Here is a 25493-nt window from a genome sequence, read left to right on the forward strand (position 1 = left end):
ACCAGCCGCAAGGAGCTGCGGCGATTGCTGGCCGACGGCGCGCACGGGAACTGAACCGGCCCGGGGGGGGGGGGGCCGGCCCCCCCCCCCCCCCCCCCGCCCCCCCCGCGCCCCCCCCCCCCCCGCCCCGCGCCCCCCCCCCCCCCCCCCCCCCCCCCCCCCCCGCGGGGGGGGGGCGCCCCCCCCCCGGGCGGGGGGGGGCCCCCCCCGGGGGGGGGGGGGGGGGGCCCCCCCCCCCCCCCCCCCCCCCCCCCCCCCCCCCCCCCCCGGGACTGGAGGGGCCGCGACCTCGAGCGCGCCAGCGCTCCAACACTTCAGCTGTACCGCGACAAGCAGGTGGTCTCGCCGTTGAGCACGCCCGCCCGGAAGGCGTCGACGCGGGAGAAGCCGCTGGGGACGGTGTTGCCCTCGGTGTCGCTGGCGGCCAGGCCGTCGGTGAGCAGGCCCGAGACGGCCTCGTCGAGGTCGCCGGCCGAGAGCTGGATATCGCCCTGGCTGACCGGGCGGCCGGGCTGGGCCAGCTTGCCGGTGACGACACCGGACAGGCAGGCCGCGCGCAGACCGGTCTTCGCGCCCGTCAGCGCCTGGCCGTGACTGCGCTGCACGGCGAGGGTGTAGCGGGAGATGAACACGACATAGCCGTTGTAGTCGCCGCTGACCTTGACCGGGAGCGGGCCGTCGTCGTCGGTGTCGACCGAGCCGCGCTGCGCCAGCGCGGGCACGTCGGTGGCGATGACGTTCCTGGCCGGGCAGTAGGTGACCGGTTCGGTAGCGGTGCCGTCCTTGCAGTCGATCCTGGCGCCGGAGTATTCGTAGGTCGGAACGTCCTCGACCGGCAGGATCGACTGCAGCGCCTTGCTCAGCTCGACCAGGTTCTCCTTGGAGATCGGGTACTCGCCGCGGCCCTGGTCGCCGGAGAAGCTCTGCGGCAGGTTGCCGCGGCGCTGGTCGATCTCCTCGTCGTCGATGCCCTTGCAGCCGCGCGGGCCGTCGGTGAAGCCGATCTGCACCGCGGTGACACGCTCGAAGGCCGAGCCGTGCACGCTCTCGGGGTCGTCGGGGTCGGAGTCGCGGATCGAAACCGTCGCGGCCAGGACGGAATTCAGGCCGTCGGAGGTGTTGATCGTGAAGTGCTTGGACTTGCCCTCGGCGACGTGGCGCATGAACGCGCCGGCGAAGCAGTCGGCCTGCTGTTCCTTGACCAGGACCGGGGTCTTCTTGGTGACCAGCTTGGCCATGGTCTGGATGGCGTGGCCGTACTCGTGGGCCAGCACCATGACCACCGACATCTTCCCGAAGGTCTCGCTCATGGTGGGCAGCAGCATCGCGCGGTCCCAGCCGATGGAGTTGTCGCTGCGGCAGTAGGCGGCGTTGACCAGGTGGTAGGTGGTCTCCTTGCAGAATTCGATCGCCTGGTTGCGCGAGGCCCTGGCGTTCCAGGACACCAGCTTCTCGACCGGCTCGAAGGTCTCGCCGCGGAACTCGACGCCGAAGGCGTCCTTCCAATACGACTGGATGTCGTCGATCGCGTTGAGTGCCAGCGCGTCGACCTCGCCGCCGTCGCCGTTGGACGCGGTCAGCGCCGAATCCGGCACGTTCGGCCGCGGGCCGTTCGGGCCGCCGGTGGTCGGCAGCCCGGCCACCTGGAACGGGTCGTCGTAGATCGAGACCCCGTGGCCGTCGATCGCCCGCGTGCAGCCCGCACTCAGCAACGCGCATAGCACGGCGGTGATCGCAATGAGCACTTGGGGTTTCGGCATCAGTCCCCCTGGTCGGCCGGATACTTGTGCAGGTCGATCGCCGGATCGGGACTGAAGCCGTCTCGGGGGCACCGCCGATGTCCGGGCGATGGCATAGTATCCGCTCCATGTCTTCACCGGGGGCGCAGACCATCACCGTGCGCCATGATGGAACCGAACGAGTCTTCGAAGCGAGCCAGCAGATCACCATGGGCCGGGCGCCCGAAGTGACGCTGTTCGTGGACAGTCCGCTGGTCTCGCGCGTGCACGCCACTCTGCGTTTCCAGAACGGCGCGTGGGTGCTCGCCGACAACGGCAGCACCAATGGCGTTTTCGTCGACGCGCGCAGGCTGAGTCAGCCTGTGTCGATCGATCGGCCCACACAGGTGCGTCTGGGGGACGCTATCAGTGGGCCGTTGCTGCATCTGGTGCCCGCGGCGCCGTCGTCGCGGCATGCCGCGACGATGCTCGCACCGCCGTCCCAGCCGCAGCAACAGCAACGTCCGCCGCAACGCCCGCAGCAGCAGCCCTACCAACCGCCGTCCAGACCGGCGCCGCAGCAGCCGCAGTACGTGCCGACCTCGCAGCTGCCGTCCCAGCCGATGGCGCCGCAGGACAACATCAACATGACCCGCCGCGCCGACTCCTCGATGCTGCCGCCGGTGCGCAAGTCGGCCTCCACCGAGCCGGTGGCGCGCGGCGATCGCATTCCGCCCGGCGGCCTGAGCATCGGCCGAACCTCCGACAATCAGATCGTCGTCAACGATCCGCTGGCCTCGCGCAAGCACGCGCGCCTGGTGTCCTCGAACGAGGGCCTGGTCATCGAGGACCTCGGGTCGGCCAACGGCACCTTCGTCAACGGTCACCGTCAGCAGCGCACGGTGCTGCGCGAGCGCGACATCGTCACCATCGGCAATATCGACTTCGTCGTCACCCAGGGCGCGCTGGCGCATCGGCAGAAGCCGGTCGCCGAGCTCGGCCTGACGGTGCACGGGGTCGGTTTCACCGTCGAGGGCAACAAGCAACTGCTCGTCGACGTCAACATGCAGGCCGGTCGTGGCACGCTGACCGCGCTGATCGGCCCCTCGGGCGCGGGCAAGTCGACGCTGTCGAAGCTGATCGCGGGCAGCACCCAGCCCTCCGGCGGTGTGGTCACCTTCGAGGGCCGCAACCTGCACGCCGAGTACGAGGCGCTGCGCTCCCGTATCGGCATGGTCCCGCAGGACGACGTGTTGCACCGTCAGCTCACCGTCCGCCAGGCCCTCGGCTTCGCCGCCGAACTGCGGCTGCCGCCCGATACCACCAAGGCCGACCGCCAGCAGGTGATCGACGGCGTCCTGCAGGAGCTCTCGCTCACCCAGCACGCCGACACCCGCGTCGACCGGCTCTCCGGCGGTCAGCGCAAGCGCGCGTCGGTGGCGATGGAGCTGCTGACCGGTCCGTCGCTGCTGATCCTCGACGAGCCGACCTCGGGCCTGGACCCGGCGCTGGACCGGCAGGTCATGCAGATGCTGCGCGAACTGGCCGACGCCGGTCGCGTGGTGATCGTGGTGACCCACTCGGTCGCCTGCCTGGACATGTGCGACCAGGTGGTGCTGCTCGCGCCGGGCGGAAAGACCGCCTTCGCCGGGCACCCCGGTGGCGTCGGCGCCGCGCTCGGCACGACCGACTGGGCCGAGATCTTCGCCAAGGTCGCGGCCAACCCGGACCAGGCCTTCGCGGCCTATCGCTCCAGGCAGGCCTACGTGCCACCGCCGCCGCCACCCGCGCCGCTGAACCGCGGCAACGCGGGCGCGCCACCGCAGTCGAGCGGGATGCGCCAGTTCAGCACGCTGGCGCGCAGGCAGTTGCGATTGATCTTCGCCGACCGGGGCTATCTGATCTTCCTGGTGGTGCTGCCGTTCATCCTCGGCGCGTTGTCGCTGGTGGTGCCCGGTAGCGACGGCTTCACCGAGGGGCCGCTGATCGCCCAGCCGGACGGATCGTTCGCGCGATCCAGCGGTGGCGAGGCGCAGCAGCTGCTGGTCGTGCTGATCCTCGGCGCGTGCTTCATGGGCGCCACGCTGACCGTGCGCGACCTGGTCGGTGAGCGGTCGATCTTCTATCGCGAGCGCGCGGTCGGCCTGCTGCCGTCGGCGTATCTGATGGCCAAGATCGTGGTGTTCAGCGTGACCGCGTTCCTGCAGTCGGCGGTGCTGGTCGGCATCACCTTCCTCGGCAAGAAGGCGCCGCCGGAGGGCGCGCTGATCCCGAACGGCAGCGTCGAGCTGTACTTCGACATCGCGATGACCGCGGTCTGCTGTGTGGTGTTCGGTCTGCTGATGTCGAGCCTGGCCAAGTCCAACGAGCAGGTCATGCCGATGCTCGTGGTGATGATCATGGTGCAGCTGGTGATGGCGGGCGGCCTGATCCCGGTGACCGACCGGGTCGGCCTCGAGCAGGTGTCGTACCTGTTCCCGTCGCGCTGGGGTTACGCCGCGGGCGCGGCGACCGTCGACCTGCGCGAGCTGGTCATCGGTGCGCAGGAGGATCCGCTCTGGGAACACAAGCCGGGGATCTGGATCCTCGACATCGTGCTGTTGATCGTGATCACCTCGATTCTGGCGGCCATCACCTGGAGCCGGCTACGCCTGAAGAAGTCGCAGGCATGAGCGGTCAGCGCCCGGAGGCGGCAGCTCGCGTCACCACGGAGGGCGCCCGAGCATGCCTGAGCGGGCACCGCATGAGCGGGGATCGCAAGGTCAGGGCCATATCGGCGGGCATGCTGCGCGTGTCGCCCGCCGACCGGGCACACTTGAGCCTGTGACCGTTCGAGTTGGGGCCCTGCATCTGGGGTGGGATGTGGTGTCCGTTGCCGCGGGCGGCGGTGAGACTCCGATCCGCCCGGTTCAGGTGGAGGGCACCTACACCCCACCCGCCTATCTGCTCGCCGACGCCGCGGGCAGGCTGCACACCGCAGGTGTCGACCGGCAGCGACCGGATCTCGGCATGGCGATCGCCGACGTGCGCGACATCCTCGGGCACCCGCAGATCGTCATCGCCGGCGCCACCTGGCCCGCCGAGCTGGTGTTCCGGGCCCGGCTCTACAACCCGCTGGCCGCGGTCGGCAAGTACCTGCGCGGCAAGCCGCAGCTGGTCGCGCTGCCGTATCCGGACAGCTGGCCCGAGGAGAAGGTCGACACCTACGCCGCGCTCGTCGAGCAACTCGACGTGGTGGTCGAGCCGCTGCCGGAGAGCGTCGCGCTGTCGGGCTACGTGCGCGCGCTCGGGCTGGTCTCGCCGCCCAGCGAGCGGCACCGGCACGGCATCGGCGCGACCGGCGTGTACTCCGACGGCCGCACGCTGCTGGTCGTCGCGGTGCACGGCGACGACGAGCAGCCGACCGAATCGGTCGAGGTCGCGGTGACCGCGGAGGCGCTGCGCGATGCCCGCTCGGCCGACAATGTGGTGATCGAGGCGATGGCGGCGGCCCGCTCGATCGGCGCCGACACCTCGACGGTGCTGCTGGCGGGCAATGTCTGCTTCAACGACGCGCTGCGGCTGGCCTTCCAGAACCACCTCGGCCAGCGCCTGCACGTGGCCGATCACCCGATGCACGCGCTGGTTCTCGGTGCCGCGCATCTGCTGGTCACCGAGCCGGACCTGGACGAAGACGATTATCCCGAGACGCAGCACCCCGGCCAGGGGTACGCCGCGCAGGTCGGCTGGGGCGCCCCGGCGCCGCAGACCGGTCAGCCGCCGAGCCCCGCGGGCATCGTCGCCGGACCGCCCGCGCAGGCGAGCGGATCGCCGCGGCACGCGCTGGCCGAGCCCGACGACGACGATCGCCGCGGCAAGCTGATGGGCAAGGTGAAGAAGGGCTTCTTCGGGGCACCGGCGGTGCTCGGCATGGTCGCACTGGCGGCGACGGGCCTGCACGCGAATGCCGCCGGTCCCGCGGTCGCGGCCGAGGGGGAGCGGGTGACCTGCGCGTTCACCCCGTACGCGAACACGGTCCCGCCGGAGGGCATCGCGAGCGCGCGCGGCGGCGGCCTGATCGAGGACAACGCCTGCGTCACCCCGGGCATCGATACGCTGCGCTACCTGATCCCCGGGCCCGCGGGCGCGACCGACCCCGGCCCGCCGGTGGTGATCTAGCCGCTCGCCCGATTGTGGTGGCGTGATGCGTAGCTGGTATCGTGGCTCGCTGGCGTGTGGAACGCCGAACCGTTCGCGGATCGGCGTCTCCTCGAAGTCCCGGGTCTCCACCGGCCGCCGGGACGCTCTCGAACCACACCCGTGGCCGGCAACACCGACGACAGACAGGGAACGACTGTGCCTACGTACAGCCCCAAGGCGGGTGACGTGACCCGTAAGTGGTACGTCATCGACGCCACTGACGTAGTCCTCGGCCGTCTTGCCGTGCAGGCCGCTGGCCTGCTGCGCGGCAAGGGCAAGCCGACCTACGCCCCGCACGTCGATGGTGGCGACTTCGTCATCATCATCAACGCGGACAAGGTTGCCATCTCCGGCAACAAGAAGCAGGACAAGCTCATCCACCACCACAGCGGACACCCGGGCGGCCTCAAGTCGCGCACTGTCGGCGAGGTGTTGGCGACCCGTCCCGATCGTCTCGTGGAGAAGGCCGTCAAGGGCATGATCCCGAAGAACAAGCTGGGTAACGCGATCGCGGGCAAGCTGAAGGTCTACGCAGGCCCGAACCACCCCCACGCCGCGCAGCAGCCGGTTCCGTTCGAGATCAAGCAGGTGGCCCAGTGACCGCTCCTGAAGAGTTCAACGAAGAGTACGACGTGGTCGACGAGACCGTGGTCGAGGTTGTCGAAGACGGCGAAGGCTACGAAGCCGAGTACGTCGAAGAGGCCACCTACGCCCCGATCGTGATCGATCGCCCGGTGCAGACCGTCGGCCGCCGTAAGGAAGCCGTCGTTCGCGTGCGCCTGGTTCCCGGCTCGGGCAACTTCGTGCTCAACGGCCGCACCATCGAGGACTACTTCCCGAACAAGGTGCACCAGCAGCTCGTGAAGTCCCCGCTGGTCACCGTCGAGCGTGTCGAGAGCTTCGACATCTTCGCTCGCCTGGTCGGTGGCGGCCCGTCGGGTCAGGCAGGCGCTCTGCGTCTGGCCATCGCCCGCGCGCTGATCGAGGTCACCCCCGAGGATCGCCCCGCGCTCAAGCGTGCCGGCTTCCTGACTCGTGACCCGCGTGCCACCGAGCGTAAGAAGTACGGTCTGAAGAAGGCCCGTAAGGCGCCTCAGTACTCGAAGCGCTGATTTACGCACTGCCGGCCACCGTCCCGCGCATACGCTAGGTATGCTGCCCGCGAGAGCGGGGAGGGGCTCGGTCGGTGGAGCACGTGTGCGAGAGCAGGCTTCCAGCACGGCTGGTCGCCTGCTCTCGTGCTGTATTCGGGGACCTACTACCAGTAGAGGGTTTTATGGGACGGCTGTTCGGCACAGACGGTGTTCGCGGGCTCGCCAACGAGTCACTGAGCCCGGAACTGGCGATGCGCGTCGCGGGTGCGGCCGCGCAGGTGCTCTCGCGCGGCAAGAAGCGCGCGGTCGCGGTGCTCGGCCGGGATCCGCGGGCCAGCGGCGAGATGCTCGAGGCCGCGGTGACCGCGGGCCTGACCTCCGTCGGTGTCGATGTCCTCTCGGTGGGCGTGCTGCCCACCCCGGCCGTGGCGTACCTGACCGGCCTCTACGACGCGTGCTTCGGCGTGATGATCTCCGCCTCGCACAATCCCATGCCCGACAACGGCATCAAGATCTTCGCGGCGGGCGGGCACAAGCTCGACGACGCCGTGGAACAGCGGATCGAAGCGCTGATCACCGAGGGGGTCACGGTGCGTCCGACCGGTGCGGGCATCGGCCGCGTGCGCGGCGACTACACCGTCGAGGGCACCCACGAACGCTATGTCGAGCACCTGCTCGAGTCCACCGGCCAGGACCTGTCCGGCCTGACCGTCGTCGTCGACTGCGCGCACGGCGCGGCCTCGGAGGTGGCGCCGCAGGTGTACCGGGAGGCGGGCGCGACGGTGATCGCGATCAACGCCGAACCCGACGGCCTCAACATCAACGACGGCTGCGGCTCGACCCACCTGGACGCGGTTCGCGCCGCCGTCCTCGCCCACGGCGCCGACCTGGGCATCGCCCTCGACGGCGACGCCGACCGGTGCCTGGCGGTGGACGCCGCGGGCGAGATCGTCGACGGTGACGCGATCATGGCCGTGCTGGCGCTGGCGATGCGGGAGTCGGGCGAGCTCGTCGCCGACACCCTGGTCGCGACCGTGATGAGCAACCTCGGCCTGCACATCGCCATGCGCGCCGCCGGGATCACCGTGCTCACGGCCGCCGTCGGTGACCGCTACGTGCTCGAAGAGCTGCGTCGCGGCGGGTTCAGCCTCGGTGGCGAGCAGTCCGGGCACGTCGTGTTCCCGCGCTACGGCACCACCGGTGACGGCGTGCTCACCGGCCTGCGGCTGATGGCGCGGATGGCCCAGACCGGGCGTCCGCTGAGCGAGCTGGCCGCGGTGATGAGCACCGTGCCGCAGGTGCTGGTGAACGTGCCGGTCAGCGACAAGGCCGCGGTCGCCGCCGCTCCCGAGGTGCGGGACGCGGTCGCCGAGGCCGAGCGGATTCTCGGCGAGTCCGGCCGGGTGCTGTTGCGGCCCAGCGGAACCGAGCAGCTGGTGCGGGTGATGGTCGAGGCCACCGACCCGGCGCAGGCGCGTCAGCTCGCCGACGATCTGGCCAAACGGGTCGCGGCAGTCTGACTCCACCTGGCGGGTCGCGCCCGGCCCATCTACTATCGGCATACGCCGTAGGACCTGTGTGCCGGTGGCGCGTGTGCTGCTCGGCGCACCGGATAGTTTGGCGCGCAGCACGATTCGAAGGGGGCCGATTCATGCCGCCGCTGTCTGCCCGGAACTACCGCGACGAGGACCGCTACCCGGTCGACTACGGCGAGCCCGATCCCTACCACCGCTGCGGTGGCGCGTGCGGCCGGCCGGGGTGCCGGGATGTGCCGCAGGGGTATTCGCACACCGTCCCGATCCGCGACGAGGGCTACGGTCAGCCGGTCGAGCACTACGAGCCGGTCGGCGAACCGTCGCGCGGGTATTCCTTCCCCGTGCCACGGGTGCCGCGCTCCCGGTCGTTCATCGTCGTCGTGGCGATTCTGTTCGTGACCGGTCTCGCCGGACTGATCGGCGCGAAACTCGGGTCCGACATCGACCTGTTCGGTGCCGCGGAAGCGGCCGTGGTGCAGTCGTTCTGATCAGAACTGGCCGACGGCGAATCCGCTGAACAGCACCAGGAACCCGACGATCTCGCCCACCATCAGCCCGTACATCGACAGCCGCAGTTCGGCGGGGATCCGCCCGGCGAACTGATTGGTCGTGTCGCGCCGCCACCCGTGCAGCGCGTAACTGGCGATCGCACCGGCGAAGAACGCGAGAATCACCAGGTCCGCACTCAGGTTGACCACCGTCGGCCACGCGCTGAGCTCGGTGAACACCGCGAGCAGCACGCCTGCGAAGGAATACAGCAGCGCCGCGCGATGCGCGATGTCGACGTAGACGTGCGCCGCGCCCGCGGCCGAGGTACGGATGCCGTGGTACTTCCACACCCCGAGCAGCAAGGCGCTCAGGAAGATCAGCCCGGTGACGAGCAGCGTGACGCGGGTGTCGATCCCCAGTGCGATGTCCATGGCACGTCCTAACCCTCGGTGAGCGACCCGCTCGTCATGTGCCAACGGCGGGTCGCACGAACAGAATCCAGCATCCGGCGATCATGCGTCACCAGAATCAGCGTGCCGGTGAAGGATTCGACGGCCTGCTCGAGCTGTTCGATGGCGGGCAGGTCGAGGTGGTTGGTCGGCTCGTCCAGGACCAGCAGGTTCACCCCGCGCGCCTGCAGCAGCGCCAGCGCGGCGCGGGTGCGCTCGCCGGGCGACAGGGTGTCACAGGCCCTGGTCACGTGTGGACCGCGCAGGCCGAATTTCGCCAGCAGCGTGCGCACGTCGGCATCGGGCCACTCGGGCATCACGGCGCTGAAGGTGTCGGCCAGGGCGTCGGGTCCGCGGAACAGCCCGCGAGCCTGATCGACCTCGCCGATCAGCACACCGGAACCCAGTGCGGCCGAACCGGAATCGGGCGCGATCTTACCCAGCAGCAAACCGAGCAGGGTGGACTTGCCCGAACCGTTGGCGCCGGTCAGCACGATCCGGTCGGCCCAGTCGATCTGTGTGGTGATCGGCCCGAGGACGAAATCGCCGCGCCGCACGACGGCGTTCGCCGCGGTCGCCACCACCGCGCCGCTGCGGGGCGCGGTCGCGATCTCCATCCGCAGCTCCCACTCCTTGCGCGGCTCCTCGACCACGTCCAGCCGCTCGATCCGGCGCTGGGTCTGCCGGGCCTTGGCGGCCTGCTTCTCGGTGGACTCGGCGCGGGTCTTGCGGCCCATCTTGTCCGAGTCGTTCTTGCCCTTGCGCCGCGCATTGCGCACGCCGTGCTCGAGCCAGTTGCGCTGCATCTGCGCCCGCGCCTCCAAACCAGCCTTGGTGTCGGCGAATTCGTCGTAGGCCTCGCGGGCGTGTTTGCGGGCGATCTCCCGCTCGGCCAGGTACGCCTCGTACCCGCCGTCGTAGAGCCCGACCTGCTGCTGGGCCAGATCCAGCTCCAACACCCGATTCACGGTGCGCGCCAAGAACTCCCGATCATGGCTGATCACCATCAAGGGCACCCGGACACCTGTGACGAAGCGCTCCAGCCGGTCCAGGCCGTCGAGGTCCAGATCGTTGGTCGGCTCGTCGAGCAGCAGAATGTCGAAGCGCGACAACAACACCGAAGCCAGCCCCGCGCGGGCGGCCTGACCGCCGGACAGTCCCGTCATCGGGGTATCCAGGCCGCTGACCAGTCCGTGGGTGAGCCCGAGATCGGCGGCCACCTCCTCGGCGCGCTGGTCCAGATCCGCGCCGCCGAGTGCCAGCCAGTGCTCGAGAGCGGGCGAATAGTCGTCGTCCCCGCCGTCACCGAGCCGTTCCGCCGCGGCGTCCATCACCTGCTGCGCGTGCGCGACCCCGGTCCGGCGGGCCAGGAACTCGAGGACCGTCTCGCCCTCGATCCGCTCCGGCTCCTGCGTCAGATACCCGACCGTCGCGTCCGGCGGGCTGAGCGTGATGCTGCCCTCGCCGGCCACCCCGTCGGCCAGCATCCGCAGCAGCGTCGACTTGCCCGCGCCGTTGACCCCGACCAGCCCGATCACATCGCCGGGCGCGAGGGTGAAATCGAGGTCGGCGAAGAGCGTCCGCTCGGCGTGGCCGGCGGACAGACCGGTGGCTTGCAATGTCGTGCTCACCGCCTAAGTCTGCCCGCCTCGGGGTCGGACCCTGAGATCGGGCCCGCCGGAAATCAGGGTGCGGATGGGTCTGCCGACCGATGCGGGCCGGGGTCCCGGCTCGGCACAGTGGAGTCATCACCACTTCCCGAGGAAGGCAACACACAATGACTGCCCCCGCCCGCCGCTTCACCCGTTCGACCAGCGACACATGGATCGCAGGCGTCTGCGGTGGCATCGCCGAGTACTTCGGCTGGAACGCCAACGTCGTCCGTCTGGTCTTCGTCGTCTCCTGCCTGCTGCCCGGCCCCCAGTTCCTCCTCTACCTGGTCCTGTGGCTGATCATGCCCAAGAAGTAAGGCCCGACCGCTCCGGCAACCGCTCGCGGATGACAGGATGGTGGCAACCCCGCCGCGCCGTCATCCGCGAGTTTTCCGTTTGAGGAGGAGTCCCATGGTCACCTCGGGCGACATCCCCGGCCTCGGCCTACCCGACATCGACGCCCATTCCCCCCTGGGCGGCCTCGGCCCGGTCGAGCTCCACACCCCGTCCCAAGACCTGGACGGTGACGGAGTAGTCGACTCCCTGACCGACGCCACCCCCCACGACACCACCATCTGGTCCGACTACGACCACGACGGTTTCGCCGATCACGTGACGGTGGTCGAGGCGGATGGGGATTACGCGGCGTGGGAGTACCACCGACATCCCGACGGGACATCGGAGTGGCGCAGGACCGACCAGGGGAACCTGGGGAAGTGAGTGAACTCGGCCCGCCGGTGAGGGAACCGGTGGGCCGGTTCGCGCGTCGAAATAGGTAGTGCGCCGCCGTGGCGCAGTCGGCACCGTGGAGGTGGGGGATGAGCACAACCGTCTCGAACGGGATCGTGGTGAATCAGGCCGCGGTCAGGCAATCGGTCGATGATCTGAAGACCACTGTCGGTGAGTTGCGCAAAGCCGCGACGAATATCAATGCGTGGGGGTCCGGTGTAGAGGCAGGGCGTGCCTATGCCGACCGCGGTCAGAAGATCGCCACCGGGTTCGATCGAATCAGCGGCTGGCTGAACCGATGGACCACCGCCACCGACTACACCGCGGGAGCGATCGGTACCGCGACCATCGAACTGGTCGGGGTCGACAACTCCAACGCCCAGGACCAGAAGAAGATCGCCGCTCAGGCCGCCGGGCAATGAGCGTGCTCACAGGGGAGGTGATCAATCATGGCTGACACCGTCGACGGGGTACTCGATGATGGCGCTGCCAAGGGCCTGGGGTTTTTCACAGATTTGACACCGAGGTATCTGCGAGCATTTCCCGCGGCGGAGACGATGACTCTGTCGTCGATCTACGCGGCATACGACGCAGAACGCGGCCTCAACCTTCAGACATTGGCGGCAACAGCGGCCGGCCTCCAGATGGCGCTGACCACCGCGAAGTCTCAGTCCGACAAACAACGCCAGGTCAGCCAGGTGCTGCCCGTGTCGTGGCAGGGGGAGGCGGGGACCCGCGGTATCCAAGTCGTTGCGAGTCTGGCGAGTCATTCGGAGACGGACTGTACGGCCGTGCAGAAGGTCCTCGATGCCTTGAACACGGCGAGCACGACGATCCTGCAGACTGTGAAGGACAAGGTCAAGGCTATCGACGAACTGTTGGTGGACGGCAAGGTCACGGTCGCGAATCTGACGCCGACCGATATCGACCAGGTGATCACCGGCAAGGAAACGGGGGAGATCGAGAAGGAAGTCTGGGAGAAGATGATTCCTGGCGCGATCTTCCCGAAGAAGTACCCCGAGCAGATCAAGACCGAGTGCGAGCGATGGCTGAATCAGACGTTCGTGTTCAAATACGAGCAAAGCGTGACCGCATTCAACTCGGCCTGCTCGATTGCGCGCACGGCGATCGAGGGCAAATACGACCTTATCGTCACCGCGCTCAACGCAGTCGAGGAAAAATCGTACGACGGCGCGAAGTCCGTCGCTGCCACCACGACAGAGGAGCAGAAGACCCCTCCGGCCGGCACACAGGTGAAGGCCAACGGCGATCAAACCACGGCCGCAGGCACCCAAACGACGACGAATGGCAACCAGTCGACCTCGGCCGGGAATCAAACTACGGCGGCGGGTACCCAGACCTCGAACGGTGACACGTCGACGACCACCGGCTCGACGACGAAGACAACGACCGGAGCGAAGACTACCGACGATTCCAGCACCACCACCGACGACGATTCGGATACCAGTGACGCGCTGAGTACCCTCACCTCGACGATCAGCGAACTCGGCACCACCCTCTCGGAAGCGCTGACCGGCGATCTCGGTGACACGCTCACCTCGGTGGTCGAATCGGTTGGTACCTCGATCAGCGACGGCATCGAGCAGTTGACCGAGCAGGCGAGCAGCTTGCTGTCCGGCGAGACGGAGGCTTCGTTCCAACTCGGCGATACCGAGGTGAGCATCGAGGCCAGCGAGAACGGGCTGTCGTTGACGACGACCGATGCCAACGGTGGCTCGACGCAGTACACGTTGACGTTGGACGAGAACGGGATTCCGGTGCTGACGCAGGATTCCACGTCCGTCGATGGTGCGACGACCGGGCAGGCGGACGACACCACGGGCGTACTGGGCTCGGGCACACCGCAATCCGGTAGCGGCCAGGGTGAAGCCGGGCTCGCCGAGGCGGGTACCGGAGGCCGTGGTGGCGCGGATGCGACCACATCCGAGACTCCCGATCTGACGAACGCCCCGGTCACCAGCGAGATCGGTTCGGGCGAACAGTCTTCGGGTTCCGTCGCTGGTGGTGTGCCCGTCGGTCCCCGGTCGACCAAGCAGGAGACCGACGGTGAGCATGTGCCGAGCGTCGAGGATCACCCGGTGAGCGACCCGGGCGACAGCGGCGCGGTTCTCGCCGAGGCAGGGCCGCTGTGACCGCGGTGAGCGCTGCCGGTTCGCCATCGATTCCGGGAGAATGATCGACCGTGGACTACGCGGCAGAGATCGAGCAGATCGCGGCGGACGCGCGTCGGCGTTCGGCGATCTTGATGGACGAGATCGACGAGATCAACCGTCAGACCTCGCTCCGTGCAGAACAGTTCGCGGTCGACGCCGCCCAGCGGCTACGCGAGCTGGCCGATGCGGAGCCGGAAGCGGAGGCTGCGGAATCCGCTGAACCGCAACCGGTCCAGCCCGAACCGGTGTACGAGCCTGCCCGCGCTGCCGCACCCCCGGTGCCCGCGACCTTCGTCCCCGACCCGTCGATGACTCCCGAGCAGCAGCGGCAGGCCGAGATCCGGGCAGCGGTCGCGCGGGCTCGGGCAGCGCGGGAAGCTCGGTCGACGGTGGCGCCGTCCGACGGCGACTACGATTCCGAATCCGAGTACTACCGTCGCTCTACTTGGCTGGACTGACGAGGTCTGATCGGACAACCTAGGCGCATTCGGGGTGCGCCGAAGACTGGGAGGAATCCGGGTCAGGCCGCACTGAACCCGATATCGGCAGGAAAAATGTACGGATCTGTACGGTTTTCGGTAGCTTTGCCTGCGTCATCGTCCATCCGGACGAGTACCCCGAGACCGGCCGTCGGCGCGGTCGCGCGATGAATGAAGCCATCCGCCTGCTGACATCGGCGGCGACACCCGACCCCGAGTTCGGCGACGACCTCGAGGCCGTGCGCGGCCGGAACTGCGGTCCCGACGTGAGGCGTTCGTGGAAATGGCGATCGCCGCGTTTCCGCCACAGCCGTTCGACATGCTCGCGGCCGAATTCGTGCGGGTGTGTGGGCCGCCGATCTAGCGCGGCGGGGCCAGGAGAACGGTGCCCATGACGTCCTGGTCGCCGCTACCGCGATGAGCATCGGCTGGCAAGTCGCTACGGCGAACGTCCGCCACTTCGAACGCATTCCAGGACTCGAGGTTCGAGCGGTCCGTTTCAGCTGAAGACGCGACCGAGTCGATCGCGTGGAGATCGGTTCCGGCCAACCGGACCGGATTGCGCAGTGCGCGGTTCAGTCTGCGTTGCGCCGGGTCGTCAGGCGAATCGCGAGAGCCACGAAGACGACGGCCACCGAGAGGGCACTCCACATCAGCAGCGACGGCTCGTTCTGCGTGTACATGATCGGAACGGCGGCGGTGAGTGCCGCGGATCCGCCGGCCAGTGTCCAGGTGACCGGTGCTTGCTGCGGGCCGGTGCGGAGTGCGGGGGGTTGCGCGATCAGCAGGATCAGCGCCAGCAGCGCGAGTGGTGGGATCGTGAGTTGCAGGAGGTAGAGGTTCGGCCAGAGGCTCCACCACCCCTGATCCATCGTGAGATAGATCAGCTCGATGGCGCCGACCAGCGTGACGGGGACGGCGGCGAGAACCGCGGCCACGCCCGCATCGAGGGGCTTCGGTGCCCGCGTGCTGAAGATGACCGCCAGGGCGCTGCCCATTGTCGCGGCGGCTGATATCACTACGGCGGCGCTCACCGCGGCCCTCGGGAAGGAACCTTGTCCCAGTGCCAGGGCCAGCGGGCTGCCGATCGCGCAGATCGTGAGGCCGACGGCGAGTGCTGTTCGAGATCCGAGGAGATGGCCCCATCTGGCCGCCGACACCAACGGGACCAGCACGGCCAGCGCAAGGGCAGGCCCCACCATGACCTCCGGGTACCACCTCAACCAGTAGGCCAGTCCGCGGGTGCTGAGCGCGAGAGCGAAGAACGCGCACCACAGCGTCAGCAACAGGGGACTTCGGCCCATCGGGCCCGGGTGCCGCGGTGGCACGCGCGCGGGTATCGCGGGCGGAGGAAAGTTGTGCGGCGGTGCGGCGATGGGCCGGGCATTCGCTGGTAGCGGTGGTCTCCCCGCGGGGGCGGCGAAGCCCGCCGGTGCGGCAGCGTGATTGCCCACCGCACGAGCGGCTGCCAGGGCGAACTCCGTGCAGGAAGCGAACCGGTGATTCGGATCCTTCGCCAATGCGCGTTGGATAACCAAGTCGAGCTCGGGCGCCGATCCCGGTCGTCGTTCGGACACCCGAGGTGCCGGCGCGGCCAGGTGGGCGCTGATCACCGCGGCCGGGTTCGTGGCGGTGAAAGGGGGTGTGCCGGTGAGGAAGGTGAATAGCGTGCAGGCCAGAGAATACTGGTCGCTGCGGTGATCCAGTATTCGGCCGGAAAGCTGTTCAGGAGACGCGTAGGCCAGCGTGGCGGTGAATGTGCCGGTCTGGGTAACGCCGTTGACATCGTCGCGGAGCCGCGCGATGCCGAAGTCCGCGAGGAGCACCCGTTCGGGTAGGTGCGGATCAGGACTGGACAGCAGGATGTTGGCGGGCTTCACGTCGCGATGCAGGATGCCGCGACCGTGGGCGAAGTCCAGCGCCGCGGCGATTTCGATGATGATGCGGATCGCCCGCGCCGGATCGACGCTGCCGAGGGTGCCGCCATCGCATCCGGGAACGTATTGCATGGCGATCCACAGATTCGGCCCTTCGATGCCGCGATCCTGCACGGCCACGATGTTCGGGTGATCGAGTCGTGCCACCAGATCGGCTTCACGTTCGAATCGCTGCCGAATCTCATTGTCGCCCAGTAGATCTGCGTTGAGAATCTTGAGAGCTACCTGGCGCGGCAGTCGCGGATGCCGGGCGAGATACACCGTACCCATTCCGCCTCTGCCCAGGACCCGTTCAATACCGTAGCCGGCGAAGGTCTCCGAAATCCCCCTGGTGTCCACAGTTGTTCCTGTCTTTCTGGCGTCGCGAGGTTCGGCGGATGCGTCCGGTGATCGGTTCCTCCGGGTGACTTACAGCGGGCCGGCCTCCGCCAGTTGTGCACCCGAATCGCCGGCCTGGGTATCGGGGACCGTAGGTGGTGGTTCGGCGGCGGGCTCGTCCTCGGCGGTCCAGGCCGGGGCGCCGTGGTAGCTACCCGGGTTGTGTTCGGCTTCCTGGCCTTTGGCGTTGAGCGAGCCGGTCGGATTCGGCGTCGCGCCGGAGGATGTCCCGGCGTCTTCGAGGCCCGCGGGGCCTTGGCCGGAGGATGCCGAGGGCTCGCCGGTGCCGACAGAGCCCGTCGAGGCGGTGTCGCTCACCACGGGGATGCCGTTCTCGTTCAGGGTGAGGCCGTATTGATGGGAGGTGCCGGTGGAGTCGGTTGTGGTGAGTTGAAGCTGTCCATCCGTGCCGGTGGCCAAACTCAAAGTGGTTCCCGCAATATTGAATTCGGTCGAACCGGTGCTGCTGAACAGAGTGCTCAACTGCTCGATGCCGCTGGTGATCGATGTGCCGAGCGAGCTGAGGCCGGTGCCGATCGATTCGGCGATGGACTCGGCAGAGGTCGATGATCCCGAGGTCAGGCTCGACAGTTCGCTGACCACGGAGCTCAATGTCGACAGTCCACTCGAGACCGTGGAGAGCAGGCTGCTCAGGTCCGTGGTCGAGCTGTCGTCGTCATCGTCATCGTCATCGTCATCTGTCGATGTCGGGTTCGTGATTCCGGCGGTGGTTGTCTTCGTCTCGTCCGTTGTCGTGCCGGTGGTGTCTCCGGTTGTCGTGCCGCCGGCGCCGGTCGAGGTGTCGGTTGTGGTGCCCGCCGGGTTGGTCGCCGGTGATGTGCCCGGTGACTGGGGATTCGGTTGCTCGGTGGTCGGAGCTGGTGGCGTGGACAGATGCTCGACATTGTTCAGTGCGTCGGTGACGACCTTCAGATATGCCTTGACCGCCGTGTCTGTTTCGGTGCACAGATTCGTGTAGGCCCTGAAGTATCCCTCGGCGCTCTCGCGAAAGTGTTTGCGCCATTGGTCGCAGAGTGCCTGGGCTTGATCATCGAAATAGGTGGGGTCCATCCCGGCTCTGTAGTCCGTGAGAACATCTGTGGTTCTGGCGACACCGAACACGCCCCGGTCCATCAGTTCCTCGACACGAAATCGGACCTTATCGCCGATTCCTCGTCGTTCGGCATAGTTGAGGATCAACGACACATCATCGTCGCCTGACGATGCGTCGTCGCCGCCTTTGTCGTTGAAGGTTAGGCCGCCCCAACTTCCATTGGTCATGTCGACGCCATTGATTTTGGTGACTTCGTAGAGCTTGCCGAAGGCGTTGGCCTTTCGCTGTAGGCAGCTCTTGATCCCGTCGACGGCGGCTTCGAGAACAGTGGGCAGCTGGCCGATTTCCGTGGCTGCTTCGTCGGACCAGGAGTTCAGGTTGCTCAGCTTGACCTTCGCCGCGCTACCACTCGTGCCTTGCCATGCGCCGTCGAGGACCCGCACGGCCTGCTCCTGATCACTCTGCGCGGTCTCGATCTTGGGCATCGCGGCTGAAATGCGGCGAGCGGCTCCGACGAGATTGTTCAGCTTCATGTCCGCTTGCTTGAAGTACGCCTTGGCCATTGCGTCTTCGGAGTCCAGCGAGATGCCGGTGGCCGCGGGGGCCCCGGAGAGCTCGTACCGTTCCTGTACCAGATAGAACCACTTCAGGAACGGTTTGTAGACGTCACCGCCCATGCTTCCGTTCGAGGCCCAAGGTGTCGACCCGTACGACAGGATCTGGCTTGCGTCGAATGCCGTGTTGTACGTGCCGGAGTCGGCCGAGATCGTCTCGTCGACTTCGACGTCGCCTGCGGCATGATCGCCGTAGCCCGCCCACACGGCGGACCTGTCGGTTCCGGCCCCGTTGACGGTGACCCACGCGCCCGCATTGCCCGCACCCAAGCTGAGCTTGGAATCGTCCGACATGGCCTACTTCCCCCCGATGGTCAGATCGCCCTTGGTGTCGACCGAGACCGTATTGATCGCGGCGGAGAACTGCGCGTCGGTGTACTGCACGCTGTCGGCGCTATTGGTCAGCGCGTCGCCGAATGCGGTGCAGGCGCTCGACCAGTTCTTCACCGCGGTGGTGGTGTGCTCGAAGCCAGTGACGATAGCCGCCGCTTCGGCGGCGTACTCGGCGCCCAGGTCGTTCTTGTCGAACATGTTTCCCCAGGACCCGGCGACCGCCGACAGTTCTTGCGCGGCGCCACGCAGCTTGGCGCTCTGTGCGCGGACAGTGTCCGCGTTCATGTTCAACCAGTCACTCACCGGAAATCCCCTCCATACCGCTACACCAGCCACGAGTCACGGCCGAACCCATTGGCTCGTGCGTCGTCGACGTCGGTCCAATCCGACGGCTGCACATAGACTTCCCGGCTGTGGGCCGGTGATGCCGCTTGCTGTGCTCGCATTCGGTACTCGTACATCAGTCGGTCGCGTTCCTCGCGGGCTTCTCGCGCCGCGCGTTCCTCCGGCGTCTCGGCGCCGAACCCCATCGCGGCGACTCGCTCGCCGATCTGCTGGGTCGCCTCGTCGGCTTCGCGCTCGACCTGTTCGACCCGGCTTTCGACCTGATGGGTGGCGGCGATGTGGTCGTTGGTGATGCTGTCGATTCTGGCGAGCCAGTTCATCGCGGACCACCGCCCCATGGTGTCGACATGGCATGTTCCTCTTGTTCGTGCAGCCGGGTGAGGGCTCGATCGATCCAGTTCGTGAAGAGCGTGGTCAGGTCGGCGGCGCCGGCCCGACTCAGCCGTACGTGCTCGCGGTTGCGCCGCATGAGATAGCGACCGTCGTCGGTGAAATCGAACCAGCGTGCGCTGGACCGGGGTTCGGGGCGATCGGTGATCGGGCCGGTGCGCAGTTGTGCCCAGGCGGAACCTTCGCGGGGGAAGGTGATCGCCGCGCGGCCCGCGATCGTGGACTGCTCGCCTGGAGTCCACTGAGTACGTGGACTCTCACGGATGCTCTGCCCGGTGATGGTGGTCGCCGTGATACTCGCCGCGAATCCGTCACTTTGTGTCAACCTGCAGCTCAGCCACTTGCGAGAGCTACCCGGAGTATTCCAGTTGTTGTCCTCGCTCCCAGTCGATGTCGGAGCCACGGTCGCCTGGTCATCCGGGCTGTCGGATCCACGCCCGCTCACCGCCAGCATCCCCGCGACAGCCAAGCCTGCGACCAGCGTCGTTCTCCGACTCGCCTGCACAGGTTTCTCCTACCGATTCCGGCACCCCGGGACTCCCCGCCCGATGAGCAACGACCTTACCGGACCGTCCAGGCGGCACGAGGCTGCTCATTCGACGCCGAACCGCAGTTCCGGTAGATCATCGCGACGGATCCGTTCCTATGGGGATTGGACGCGGCACCGGCCCTGTCGGTTCCCTGTTCCGTCAACGAGTGTCGCGGCGACGTACCTGCACGACTCGTGGGGTGGCGGAGTCGTCGCGACCAGACCGGGGGTTCCAGATGTGGCGCGCGAGATCTGGGATCGTCGGTCGGCCTCCGTCGCTCGGGCGAATCTTGACCAGCCCGAAGATCAGGTCACCGACACTCGCGCGTGCCCATCGCGGTAGCAGTACCGAGTTGACGATGATGACTGTCGCGACAGGCAGGACCACGACCGCCAGCAAGAGGCCCTCCGGGCTCTCGGGAAGTGCGATCAGGGACAGGCACGAGCCGAAGAACGTTGCCAGCCACAAGCATCCGTCCACCGTGCTCGCCAGGGAAGCGCGCATCGAACGAGGCGAGGGGTACCTCGGATCTCCCGGCGCACCATGATATTTCGCGACCTGCCGCTGCGTGGTATCGGCGGTGCGGTGCTCGGTCTCACCCGTGTTCATCGCGCCATTCTCACACGGGTAGGGTCGCGCTCACCGGGTGGCGGGATTCAGGGTATGGGGAGGAAAATTCTCGTGGAGAACAGGCTGGACGAGTCGATCGATCACGCACGCCGGTTCGCCGAACAGCTCGAGAATACGGCGAAGAGGTATGACGAGTTGCAACGCTCGATGGTCGCGCTGGCCGTTACCGCGAGATCGACGGACGGCAGCGTCGAAGTGACCGTGGACAGCAACGGGGTGCCCAGCGCGATCACCCTGGCCGAATCCACTCGGGGAAGGGATCCCGTGGTGGTGTCGGCCGCCATCATGGAATGTATGCGGAGTGCGCAGGCGAAACTTCGCCGGCAGGTCACGAATCTCGTGAGCGACGTGGTCGGGAACGATGCGCCTGCTGTCGACATGATCAGTCGATACGAGCAGCGGTTCCCTGATCCGGAGCCGATCGGTACGGCGGAACAGGACCTCGAGGCACCGAATTCCTTTGCACCGGAACATGCCTCGCGGCCACCAGCCGGGGAAATCGCCTATCCGCCGCCGCCGGGTCCCGCGCAGCCGTGGAGCCGAAAGCCGAACCGCGAAACGGTCGTCGCGCCGGATGAGCCCGACGAGGACGAGCGGTACTACAGCCGGAAGTCGTGGCTGGTCTGATCATGGGGAGTCCTGCTGATTTTTCGATTGATCCGGATGAAGTCCGCGCGCATGCGACCAAGATGACGAACCTGATGTCGAAGATGACCGCGGCTTTGGAAGCCGCCACCTATCTCGGCTCCGCCGATGACGGGTTCGGTGAGATACCTCGACCGTTCGTCGAATGGATATACGACGACGATCACGAGACGGCGATCGCCGCGATTCGGAAGTTGGCCGAATCGGTGTCGGTACTGCCCGGCAAGCTCGAGACCGTGGCGTCGGCGGTCGAAGACGTGGACGGAAAGTTCCGTGCGAGCTTGGATGGACTGAAAGCTGGGATCGCTGCATCGAACGGGGGTCGGTAGCAGTGGTCGGTTTCGATGACCCGAAGGCGCCTGAGAACGGGCTGCTCGCGAGTGGTGTGGACTCCAACCAGGCGTATTACCAGGAGGATGTGTCACTTCTTTCCAACGTCGGTCTCAACGGTGACCAGAAGACAGGCACCCCTGGGATTCTGAAGGGCACGATCGCCGGCGACGCGTGGGATGTGTACGGCAACTTCGCGTCGGGGCAAGTCGACGCCGCCATGCTCGGCATGCTCGGATTGGCGGGCAGTGTCATGGAAGTCGCCTACAAGGTGTTGGATCCGTTTGCCTTCATCGGTAGTCAGGTCGCGAAATGGATACTCGACCACGTGGAGTTCATGCGGAAGGGCTTGGACGAGTTGGCCGGCAACCCGGACATCGTCGAGGCGTATGGAAAGTCTTGGACGAAGATCTCCACCGAATTGACGGCCGTTGCCGCCGACTGGAAGTCCAGCGTAGAGCAGGATATCGACGATTGGCAGGGTGCTTCCGGTCAGCAGTATCGGGTCAGTGCCTCCAGTCTCATCGATCAAATCGATGCCGCTAGTGGCATCGCGGCCACGATGGGCAAGTCGATGGAGTCGGTGTCGAAGGCGGTCGACGCTGTTCGCACTCTGGTGCGCGACCTGCTCGCCAATTTGGTCGGCGCGGCGATCGGCTGGACGATCGAACTCATAGCGACGAGCGGTGCGGCGGCCGCGCACGTGATTCCCGCCGCACTGCGCCGAATAGCCCGGGACAGTCTTTCCTACGCAGACATGCTGAACGATCTGAAGAAGATCTTCACCGACATCAAGACTCTGATGGAGCCGATCGGCAAGGTCGGCGCGATCCTGACCGGTGGTTCCGGTCTCAATCAGGAGCAACCGCAGCCCGCGTGATGTCGCACGACTCGAAGGTCGTCCGGTCGGATTCCCGCTGAGCTGGACTACTTCCGGATCAGCTTGGCGACTGTGCCGAGGGAGAGTTTGGGGGCTTCCTCCTCGACCACCGCGGTCGGGTCGACGACCTTGGTGTGGGGGAGGGCGGCTTCGGGGTCGGCGAAGGGGGCGTAGGTCTTGTCGCCGAGGAGGGTGGACAGGAGGTAGCCGGTGAGGAGGGCTCGGGTGGTCTTCTCGGTCTTGTGTTCGTAGCGGCCCGCGCCGAGGGCGGCGAAGAGGCGGCGGCCTTCGATGATGCCGTTGTGGGAGGCGCCGTCGATGGTGCGCAGGAGGGAGGGGCCGGCCCAGGCGGTGGCGAGGGCGCGGGCGTTGGAGTTGACCGAGTCGAGGTCGGTGGCGCCGGCCAGGATCAGGCCGGGCGTGTCGATATCGGGGGCGATGTTCTCCGCGGCCGGGGAGGTGGGGGCGGGGAACAGGGCGGCGACGGCGGCGACGCGGCGCTGGGCGGCCGCGATGACGGCCGCGCCCGCGCCCATGCCGTGGCCCGCCAGGGCGAGGCGGTCGGGGTGGACGCTGATGGTGCCGTCACCGAGGCGCACCTTGCTGACGATGTCGAGCGTGGTGAGCAGGTCGGTGCCGAGGTCCAGGTGTGACGGGATCGGGCCGCGTTCGGTGTCGGGCGCGGCGACGACGAAGCCCCACGAGGCGACGTGCTCGAGCAGGCTCTTGTAGTTCTCGGCGCTGGTCAGCCAGCCGTGCGCGAACGCGACGGCGGGCAGGCTCAGCCCGGATTCGGGGGTGTACACCACACCCGGCTGGCCCGCGATGCCCAGATTTCCGCGCAACACCCGGTGGGGACCACGCGCGGACAGGGTGCTGAGGAGCGACTTCACCGACACCGACACGGGGAGAAGAGTATCCGATCACCCCGCGCGCCGAAGCGGCGCTGGTGGAGAACTCGGTCCTGCGCGCACGGCCGACACCGGCACGGCGAGAATCGGGGTGTATCGCTAGGCTGGACCACCATGTGCGGAATCGTGGGCTACGTCGGGTACCGGGACGCGCTCGGCGTTGTCGTCGACGCGTTGCGACGCATGGAGTATCGCGGATACGACTCCGCGGGCGTCGCGATCCTCGACGGAAACGGGTCGATCGCGGTCGAACGCAAGGCGGGCAAGCTGGCCAATCTGGAGGCCGAGCTGGCCGAAGCCGGGGCCGAGCGGTTCGCGGGCACCAGCGGCATGGGCCACACCCGGTGGGCGACGCACGGCGCGCCGACCGACCGCAACGCGCATCCGCACCGGGACGCCTCCGGCAAGCTCGCCGTGGTCCACAACGGCATCATCGAGAACTTCGCACCGCTGCGCCGCGAGTTGGAGAACGCGGGCATCGAGCTGCTCAGCGACACCGACACCGAGGTCGCGGTGCACCTGGTGGCGCGCGCCTACGCCGAGGGCCCCACCGCGGGCGATTTCACCGCGAGCGCGCTGGCCGTCCTGCAGCGCCTCGAGGGCGCGTTCACGCTGGTCTTCACCCATGCCGATCACCCGGGCACGATTGTTGCCGCCCGGCAGTCGACGCCGCTGGTCGTCGGGGTCGGGCAGGGCGAGATGTTCATCGCCTCCGATGTCACCGCGTTCATCGAGCACACCCGCGAGGCGGTCGAGCTCGGGCAGAACCAGGCCGTGGTGATCACCGCCGACAGCTACACCGTCACCGACTTCGCCGGCAACACCGAGGGCGTGACGACCAGGCCGTTCACCATCGACTGGGATCTGGCCGCCGCCGAGAAGGGCGGCCACGACTACTTCATGCTCAAGGAGATCGAGGAGCAGCCGACCGCGGTCGCCGACACCCTGATCGGGCATTTCGTCGTCGACGAGAACGGCGGCCGGATCGTCCTGGACGAGCAGCGCCTCGCCGATCAGGAACTGCGCGAGTTCGACAAGGTGTTCGTCGTCGCGTGTGGCAGCTCCTACCACGCGGGCCTGCTGGCCAAGTACGCGATCGAGCACTGGACCCGGGTGCCGGTGGAGGTCGAGCTGGCCAGTGAGTTCCGCTATCGCGACCCGGTCCTGGACCGGTCGACGCTGGTGGTGGCGATCTCGCAGTCCGGCGAGACGGCCGACACGCTCGAGGCGGTGCGCCACGCCAAGGAGCAGAAGGCGCGCGTGCTCGCCATCTGCAACACCAACGGCGCGCAGATCCCGCGCGAGTCGGACGCGGTGATCTACACCAGGACCGGGCCGGAGATCGGCGTCGCCTCGACCAAGGCGTTCCTGGCGCAGGTGGCGGCCAACTACCTGGTCGGCCTGGCCCTGGCGCAGGCCCGTGGCGTGAAGTACCCCGACGAGGTCGCTCGCGAGTTCGCCGAGCTCGAGGCCATGCCGAAGCTGATCGCGCGGGTGCTCGAGACCGGTGCGCAGGTGCGGGCCATCGCGCGCGAACTGGCGCACGTGCCGACGGTGCTGTTCCTCGGCCGCCACGTCGGGTACCCGGTGGCGCTGGAGGGCGCGCTCAAGCTCAAGGAACTCGCGTACATGCACGCCGAGGGCTTCGCCGCCGGTGAGCTCAAGCACGGACCGATCGCGCTGATCGAGGACGGTCTGCCGGTCATCGTGGTGATGCCCTCGCCCAAGGGGCGCCCGGTGCTGCACTCGAAGCTGCTGAGCAATATCCGTGAGATCCAGGCGCGCGGCGCCCGGACCATCGTGATCGCCGAGGAGGGCGACGACACGGTGCGGCCGTTCGCCGACGACCTGATCGAGATCCCGGCCGCGCCGACGCTGTACCAGCCGCTGCTGTCGACGGTGCCGCTGCAGATCTTCGCCGCCGAGGTGGCGCAGGCGCGTGGCTACGACGTGGACAAGCCGCGCAACCTGGCCAAGTCGGTCACCGTCGAATAGATCGACTCCGCCCAACTCCGTCC

The 25493-nt window shown here is 67.7% G+C and carries 25 protein-coding genes; 15 read left to right on the forward strand and 10 right to left on the reverse strand.

Going from position 1 to position 25493, the window contains the following annotated elements:
- Positions 1-314: 314 nt before the first annotated feature.
- Positions 315-1760 carry a metallopeptidase gene (locus tag ACIO52_RS24250; RefSeq protein ID WP_218717725.1) on the reverse strand — a complete coding sequence of 482 codons (1446 nt, stop codon included), beginning with the start codon at positions 1758-1760 and terminating at the stop codon, positions 315-317.
- Between the two features lie 107 nt (positions 1761-1867).
- Between ACIO52_RS24250 and ACIO52_RS24255 the strand changes: the two genes are divergently transcribed.
- From ACIO52_RS24255 to ACIO52_RS24280, 6 genes are all read left to right on the forward strand, one after another.
- Complete coding sequence (locus tag ACIO52_RS24255) at positions 1868-4390, forward strand: FHA domain-containing protein (RefSeq protein WP_402647011.1); 2523 nt, start codon at positions 1868-1870, stop codon at positions 4388-4390.
- A gap of 151 nt (positions 4391-4541) precedes the next feature.
- Positions 4542-5876: a hypothetical protein gene (locus ACIO52_RS24260; protein ID WP_316573579.1), complete on the forward strand. Its 1335-nt coding sequence runs from the start codon at positions 4542-4544 to the stop codon at positions 5874-5876.
- Positions 5877-6053: 177 nt separating this feature from the next.
- Positions 6054-6497 carry a 50S ribosomal protein L13 gene (gene rplM, locus ACIO52_RS24265; protein WP_022567307.1) on the forward strand — a complete coding sequence of 148 codons (444 nt, stop codon included), beginning with the start codon at positions 6054-6056 and terminating at the stop codon, positions 6495-6497.
- A complete protein-coding gene (rpsI, locus tag ACIO52_RS24270) occupies positions 6494-7009 on the forward strand; it encodes a 30S ribosomal protein S9 (RefSeq protein ID WP_308248438.1) in 516 nt (171 codons plus the stop codon). Before rplM ends, rpsI begins: the two co-directional genes overlap by 4 nt.
- Positions 7010-7173: 164 nt before the next feature.
- Positions 7174-8511, forward strand: coding sequence for a phosphoglucosamine mutase (gene glmM, locus ACIO52_RS24275; RefSeq protein ID WP_218717727.1), 1338 nt, complete (start codon positions 7174-7176; stop codon positions 8509-8511).
- Positions 8512-8642: 131 nt separating this feature from the next.
- The gene (locus ACIO52_RS24280; protein ID WP_218717728.1) at positions 8643-9014 is read left to right on the forward strand and encodes a hypothetical protein; all 372 of its coding nucleotides are present in this window, start codon (positions 8643-8645) and stop codon (positions 9012-9014) included.
- On the opposite strand, the gene ACIO52_RS24285 is transcribed toward ACIO52_RS24280, so the two are convergent.
- Together ACIO52_RS24285 and ACIO52_RS24290 are read right to left on the reverse strand one after the other, a co-directional pair.
- The gene (locus tag ACIO52_RS24285; protein WP_218717729.1) at positions 9015-9446 is read right to left on the reverse strand and encodes a hypothetical protein; all 432 of its coding nucleotides are present in this window, start codon (positions 9444-9446) and stop codon (positions 9015-9017) included.
- 8 nt (positions 9447-9454) lie between these two features.
- Complete coding sequence (locus tag ACIO52_RS24290) at positions 9455-11095, reverse strand: ABC-F family ATP-binding cassette domain-containing protein (protein WP_402647018.1); 1641 nt, start codon at positions 11093-11095, stop codon at positions 9455-9457.
- A gap of 146 nt (positions 11096-11241) precedes the next feature.
- Between ACIO52_RS24290 and ACIO52_RS24295 the strand changes: the two genes are divergently transcribed.
- From ACIO52_RS24295 to ACIO52_RS24315, 5 genes are all read left to right on the forward strand, one after another.
- Positions 11242-11433, forward strand: a complete 192-nt coding sequence (locus ACIO52_RS24295; protein WP_218717731.1) for a PspC domain-containing protein — start codon at positions 11242-11244, stop codon at positions 11431-11433.
- 94 nt (positions 11434-11527) lie between these two features.
- A complete protein-coding gene (locus tag ACIO52_RS24300; RefSeq protein WP_218717732.1) occupies positions 11528-11836 on the forward strand; it encodes a DUF6802 family protein in 309 nt (102 codons plus the stop codon).
- Positions 11837-11934: 98 nt separating this feature from the next.
- Positions 11935-12267, forward strand: a complete 333-nt coding sequence (locus ACIO52_RS24305) for a hypothetical protein (protein ID WP_218717733.1) — start codon at positions 11935-11937, stop codon at positions 12265-12267.
- Positions 12268-12294: 27 nt separating this feature from the next.
- Positions 12295-13998, forward strand: coding sequence for a hypothetical protein (locus ACIO52_RS24310; protein ID WP_402647021.1), 1704 nt, complete (start codon positions 12295-12297; stop codon positions 13996-13998).
- Between the two features lie 50 nt (positions 13999-14048).
- Complete coding sequence (locus tag ACIO52_RS24315; protein WP_402647024.1) at positions 14049-14477, forward strand: hypothetical protein; 429 nt, start codon at positions 14049-14051, stop codon at positions 14475-14477.
- Positions 14478-15073: 596 nt separating this feature from the next.
- Here the strand turns inward: ACIO52_RS24315 and ACIO52_RS24320 are convergent.
- From ACIO52_RS24320 to ACIO52_RS24345, 6 genes are all read right to left on the reverse strand, one after another.
- The gene (locus ACIO52_RS24320) at positions 15074-16774 is read right to left on the reverse strand and encodes a serine/threonine-protein kinase (protein ID WP_402647026.1); all 1701 of its coding nucleotides are present in this window, start codon (positions 16772-16774) and stop codon (positions 15074-15076) included.
- Between the two features lie 69 nt (positions 16775-16843).
- Positions 16844-18775 (reverse strand): hypothetical protein, encoded by a 1932-nt coding sequence (locus ACIO52_RS24325; protein ID WP_402647029.1) that lies wholly within the window; start codon positions 18773-18775, stop codon positions 16844-16846.
- Between the two features lie 3 nt (positions 18776-18778).
- Positions 18779-19117, reverse strand: coding sequence for a hypothetical protein (locus ACIO52_RS24330; RefSeq protein WP_218717738.1), 339 nt, complete (start codon positions 19115-19117; stop codon positions 18779-18781).
- Between the two features lie 20 nt (positions 19118-19137).
- Positions 19138-19479, reverse strand: coding sequence for a hypothetical protein (locus ACIO52_RS24335; RefSeq protein ID WP_218717739.1), 342 nt, complete (start codon positions 19477-19479; stop codon positions 19138-19140).
- Positions 19476-19874: a hypothetical protein gene (locus ACIO52_RS24340; protein ID WP_402647032.1), complete on the reverse strand. Its 399-nt coding sequence runs from the start codon at positions 19872-19874 to the stop codon at positions 19476-19478. Before ACIO52_RS24340 ends, ACIO52_RS24335 begins: the two co-directional genes overlap by 4 nt.
- A gap of 364 nt (positions 19875-20238) precedes the next feature.
- A complete protein-coding gene (locus ACIO52_RS24345; protein ID WP_218717741.1) occupies positions 20239-20688 on the reverse strand; it encodes a hypothetical protein in 450 nt (149 codons plus the stop codon).
- A gap of 72 nt (positions 20689-20760) precedes the next feature.
- Here ACIO52_RS24345 and ACIO52_RS24350 point away from each other — a divergent pair, with 72 nt between their 5' ends.
- The 3 genes from ACIO52_RS24350 to ACIO52_RS24360 are packed head-to-tail and all read left to right on the forward strand — an operon-like array spanning position 20761 to position 22564.
- The gene (locus tag ACIO52_RS24350; protein ID WP_402647036.1) at positions 20761-21336 is read left to right on the forward strand and encodes a YbaB/EbfC family nucleoid-associated protein; all 576 of its coding nucleotides are present in this window, start codon (positions 20761-20763) and stop codon (positions 21334-21336) included.
- On the forward strand, positions 21324-21683 hold the full coding sequence (locus ACIO52_RS24355) for a hypothetical protein (protein WP_218717743.1): 360 nt from the start codon (positions 21324-21326) through the stop codon (positions 21681-21683). The genes ACIO52_RS24350 and ACIO52_RS24355 overlap by 13 nt, the downstream gene beginning before the upstream one ends.
- Before the next feature lie 2 nt (positions 21684-21685).
- Positions 21686-22564 carry a hypothetical protein gene (locus tag ACIO52_RS24360; protein ID WP_402647039.1) on the forward strand — a complete coding sequence of 293 codons (879 nt, stop codon included), beginning with the start codon at positions 21686-21688 and terminating at the stop codon, positions 22562-22564.
- A gap of 47 nt (positions 22565-22611) precedes the next feature.
- Here ACIO52_RS24360 and ACIO52_RS24365 read toward each other — a convergent pair whose 3' ends face one another.
- Positions 22612-23469, reverse strand: coding sequence for an alpha/beta hydrolase (locus ACIO52_RS24365; protein ID WP_218717745.1), 858 nt, complete (start codon positions 23467-23469; stop codon positions 22612-22614).
- A gap of 120 nt (positions 23470-23589) precedes the next feature.
- Between ACIO52_RS24365 and glmS the strand changes: the two genes are divergently transcribed.
- Positions 23590-25470, forward strand: coding sequence for a glutamine--fructose-6-phosphate transaminase (isomerizing) (glmS, locus tag ACIO52_RS24370; RefSeq protein ID WP_218717746.1), 1881 nt, complete (start codon positions 23590-23592; stop codon positions 25468-25470).
- Positions 25471-25493: the final 23 nt, after the last annotated feature.

Source organism: Nocardia sp. NPDC087230 (assembly GCF_044744725.1).
GTDB classification, from domain to species: Bacteria; Actinomycetota; Actinomycetes; order Mycobacteriales; family Mycobacteriaceae; genus Nocardia; species Nocardia canadensis.

Coding starts and splice junctions, on each gene's coding strand:
- ACIO52_RS24305 (WP_218717733.1), top strand. CDS start 11,935: ATGAGCACAACCGTCTCGAACGGGATCGTGGTGAATCAGGCCGCGGTC.
- ACIO52_RS24335 (WP_218717739.1), bottom strand. CDS start 19,479: ATGAACTGGCTCGCCAGAATCGACAGCATCACCAACGACCACATCGCC.
- ACIO52_RS24325 (WP_402647029.1), bottom strand. CDS start 18,775: ATGTCGGACGATTCCAAGCTCAGCTTGGGTGCGGGCAATGCGGGCGCG.
- glmS (WP_218717746.1), top strand. CDS start 23,590: ATGTGCGGAATCGTGGGCTACGTCGGGTACCGGGACGCGCTCGGCGTT.
- glmM (WP_218717727.1), top strand. CDS start 7,174: ATGGGACGGCTGTTCGGCACAGACGGTGTTCGCGGGCTCGCCAACGAG.
- ACIO52_RS24285 (WP_218717729.1), bottom strand. CDS start 9,446: ATGGACATCGCACTGGGGATCGACACCCGCGTCACGCTGCTCGTCACC.
- ACIO52_RS24295 (WP_218717731.1), top strand. CDS start 11,242: ATGACTGCCCCCGCCCGCCGCTTCACCCGTTCGACCAGCGACACATGG.
- ACIO52_RS24280 (WP_218717728.1), top strand. CDS start 8,643: ATGCCGCCGCTGTCTGCCCGGAACTACCGCGACGAGGACCGCTACCCG.
- ACIO52_RS24345 (WP_218717741.1), bottom strand. CDS start 20,688: ATGAACACGGGTGAGACCGAGCACCGCACCGCCGATACCACGCAGCGG.
- ACIO52_RS24300 (WP_218717732.1), top strand. CDS start 11,528: ATGGTCACCTCGGGCGACATCCCCGGCCTCGGCCTACCCGACATCGAC.
- ACIO52_RS24250 (WP_218717725.1), bottom strand. CDS start 1,760: ATGCCGAAACCCCAAGTGCTCATTGCGATCACCGCCGTGCTATGCGCG.
- ACIO52_RS24255 (WP_402647011.1), top strand. CDS start 1,868: ATGTCTTCACCGGGGGCGCAGACCATCACCGTGCGCCATGATGGAACC.
- ACIO52_RS24310 (WP_402647021.1), top strand. CDS start 12,295: ATGGCTGACACCGTCGACGGGGTACTCGATGATGGCGCTGCCAAGGGC.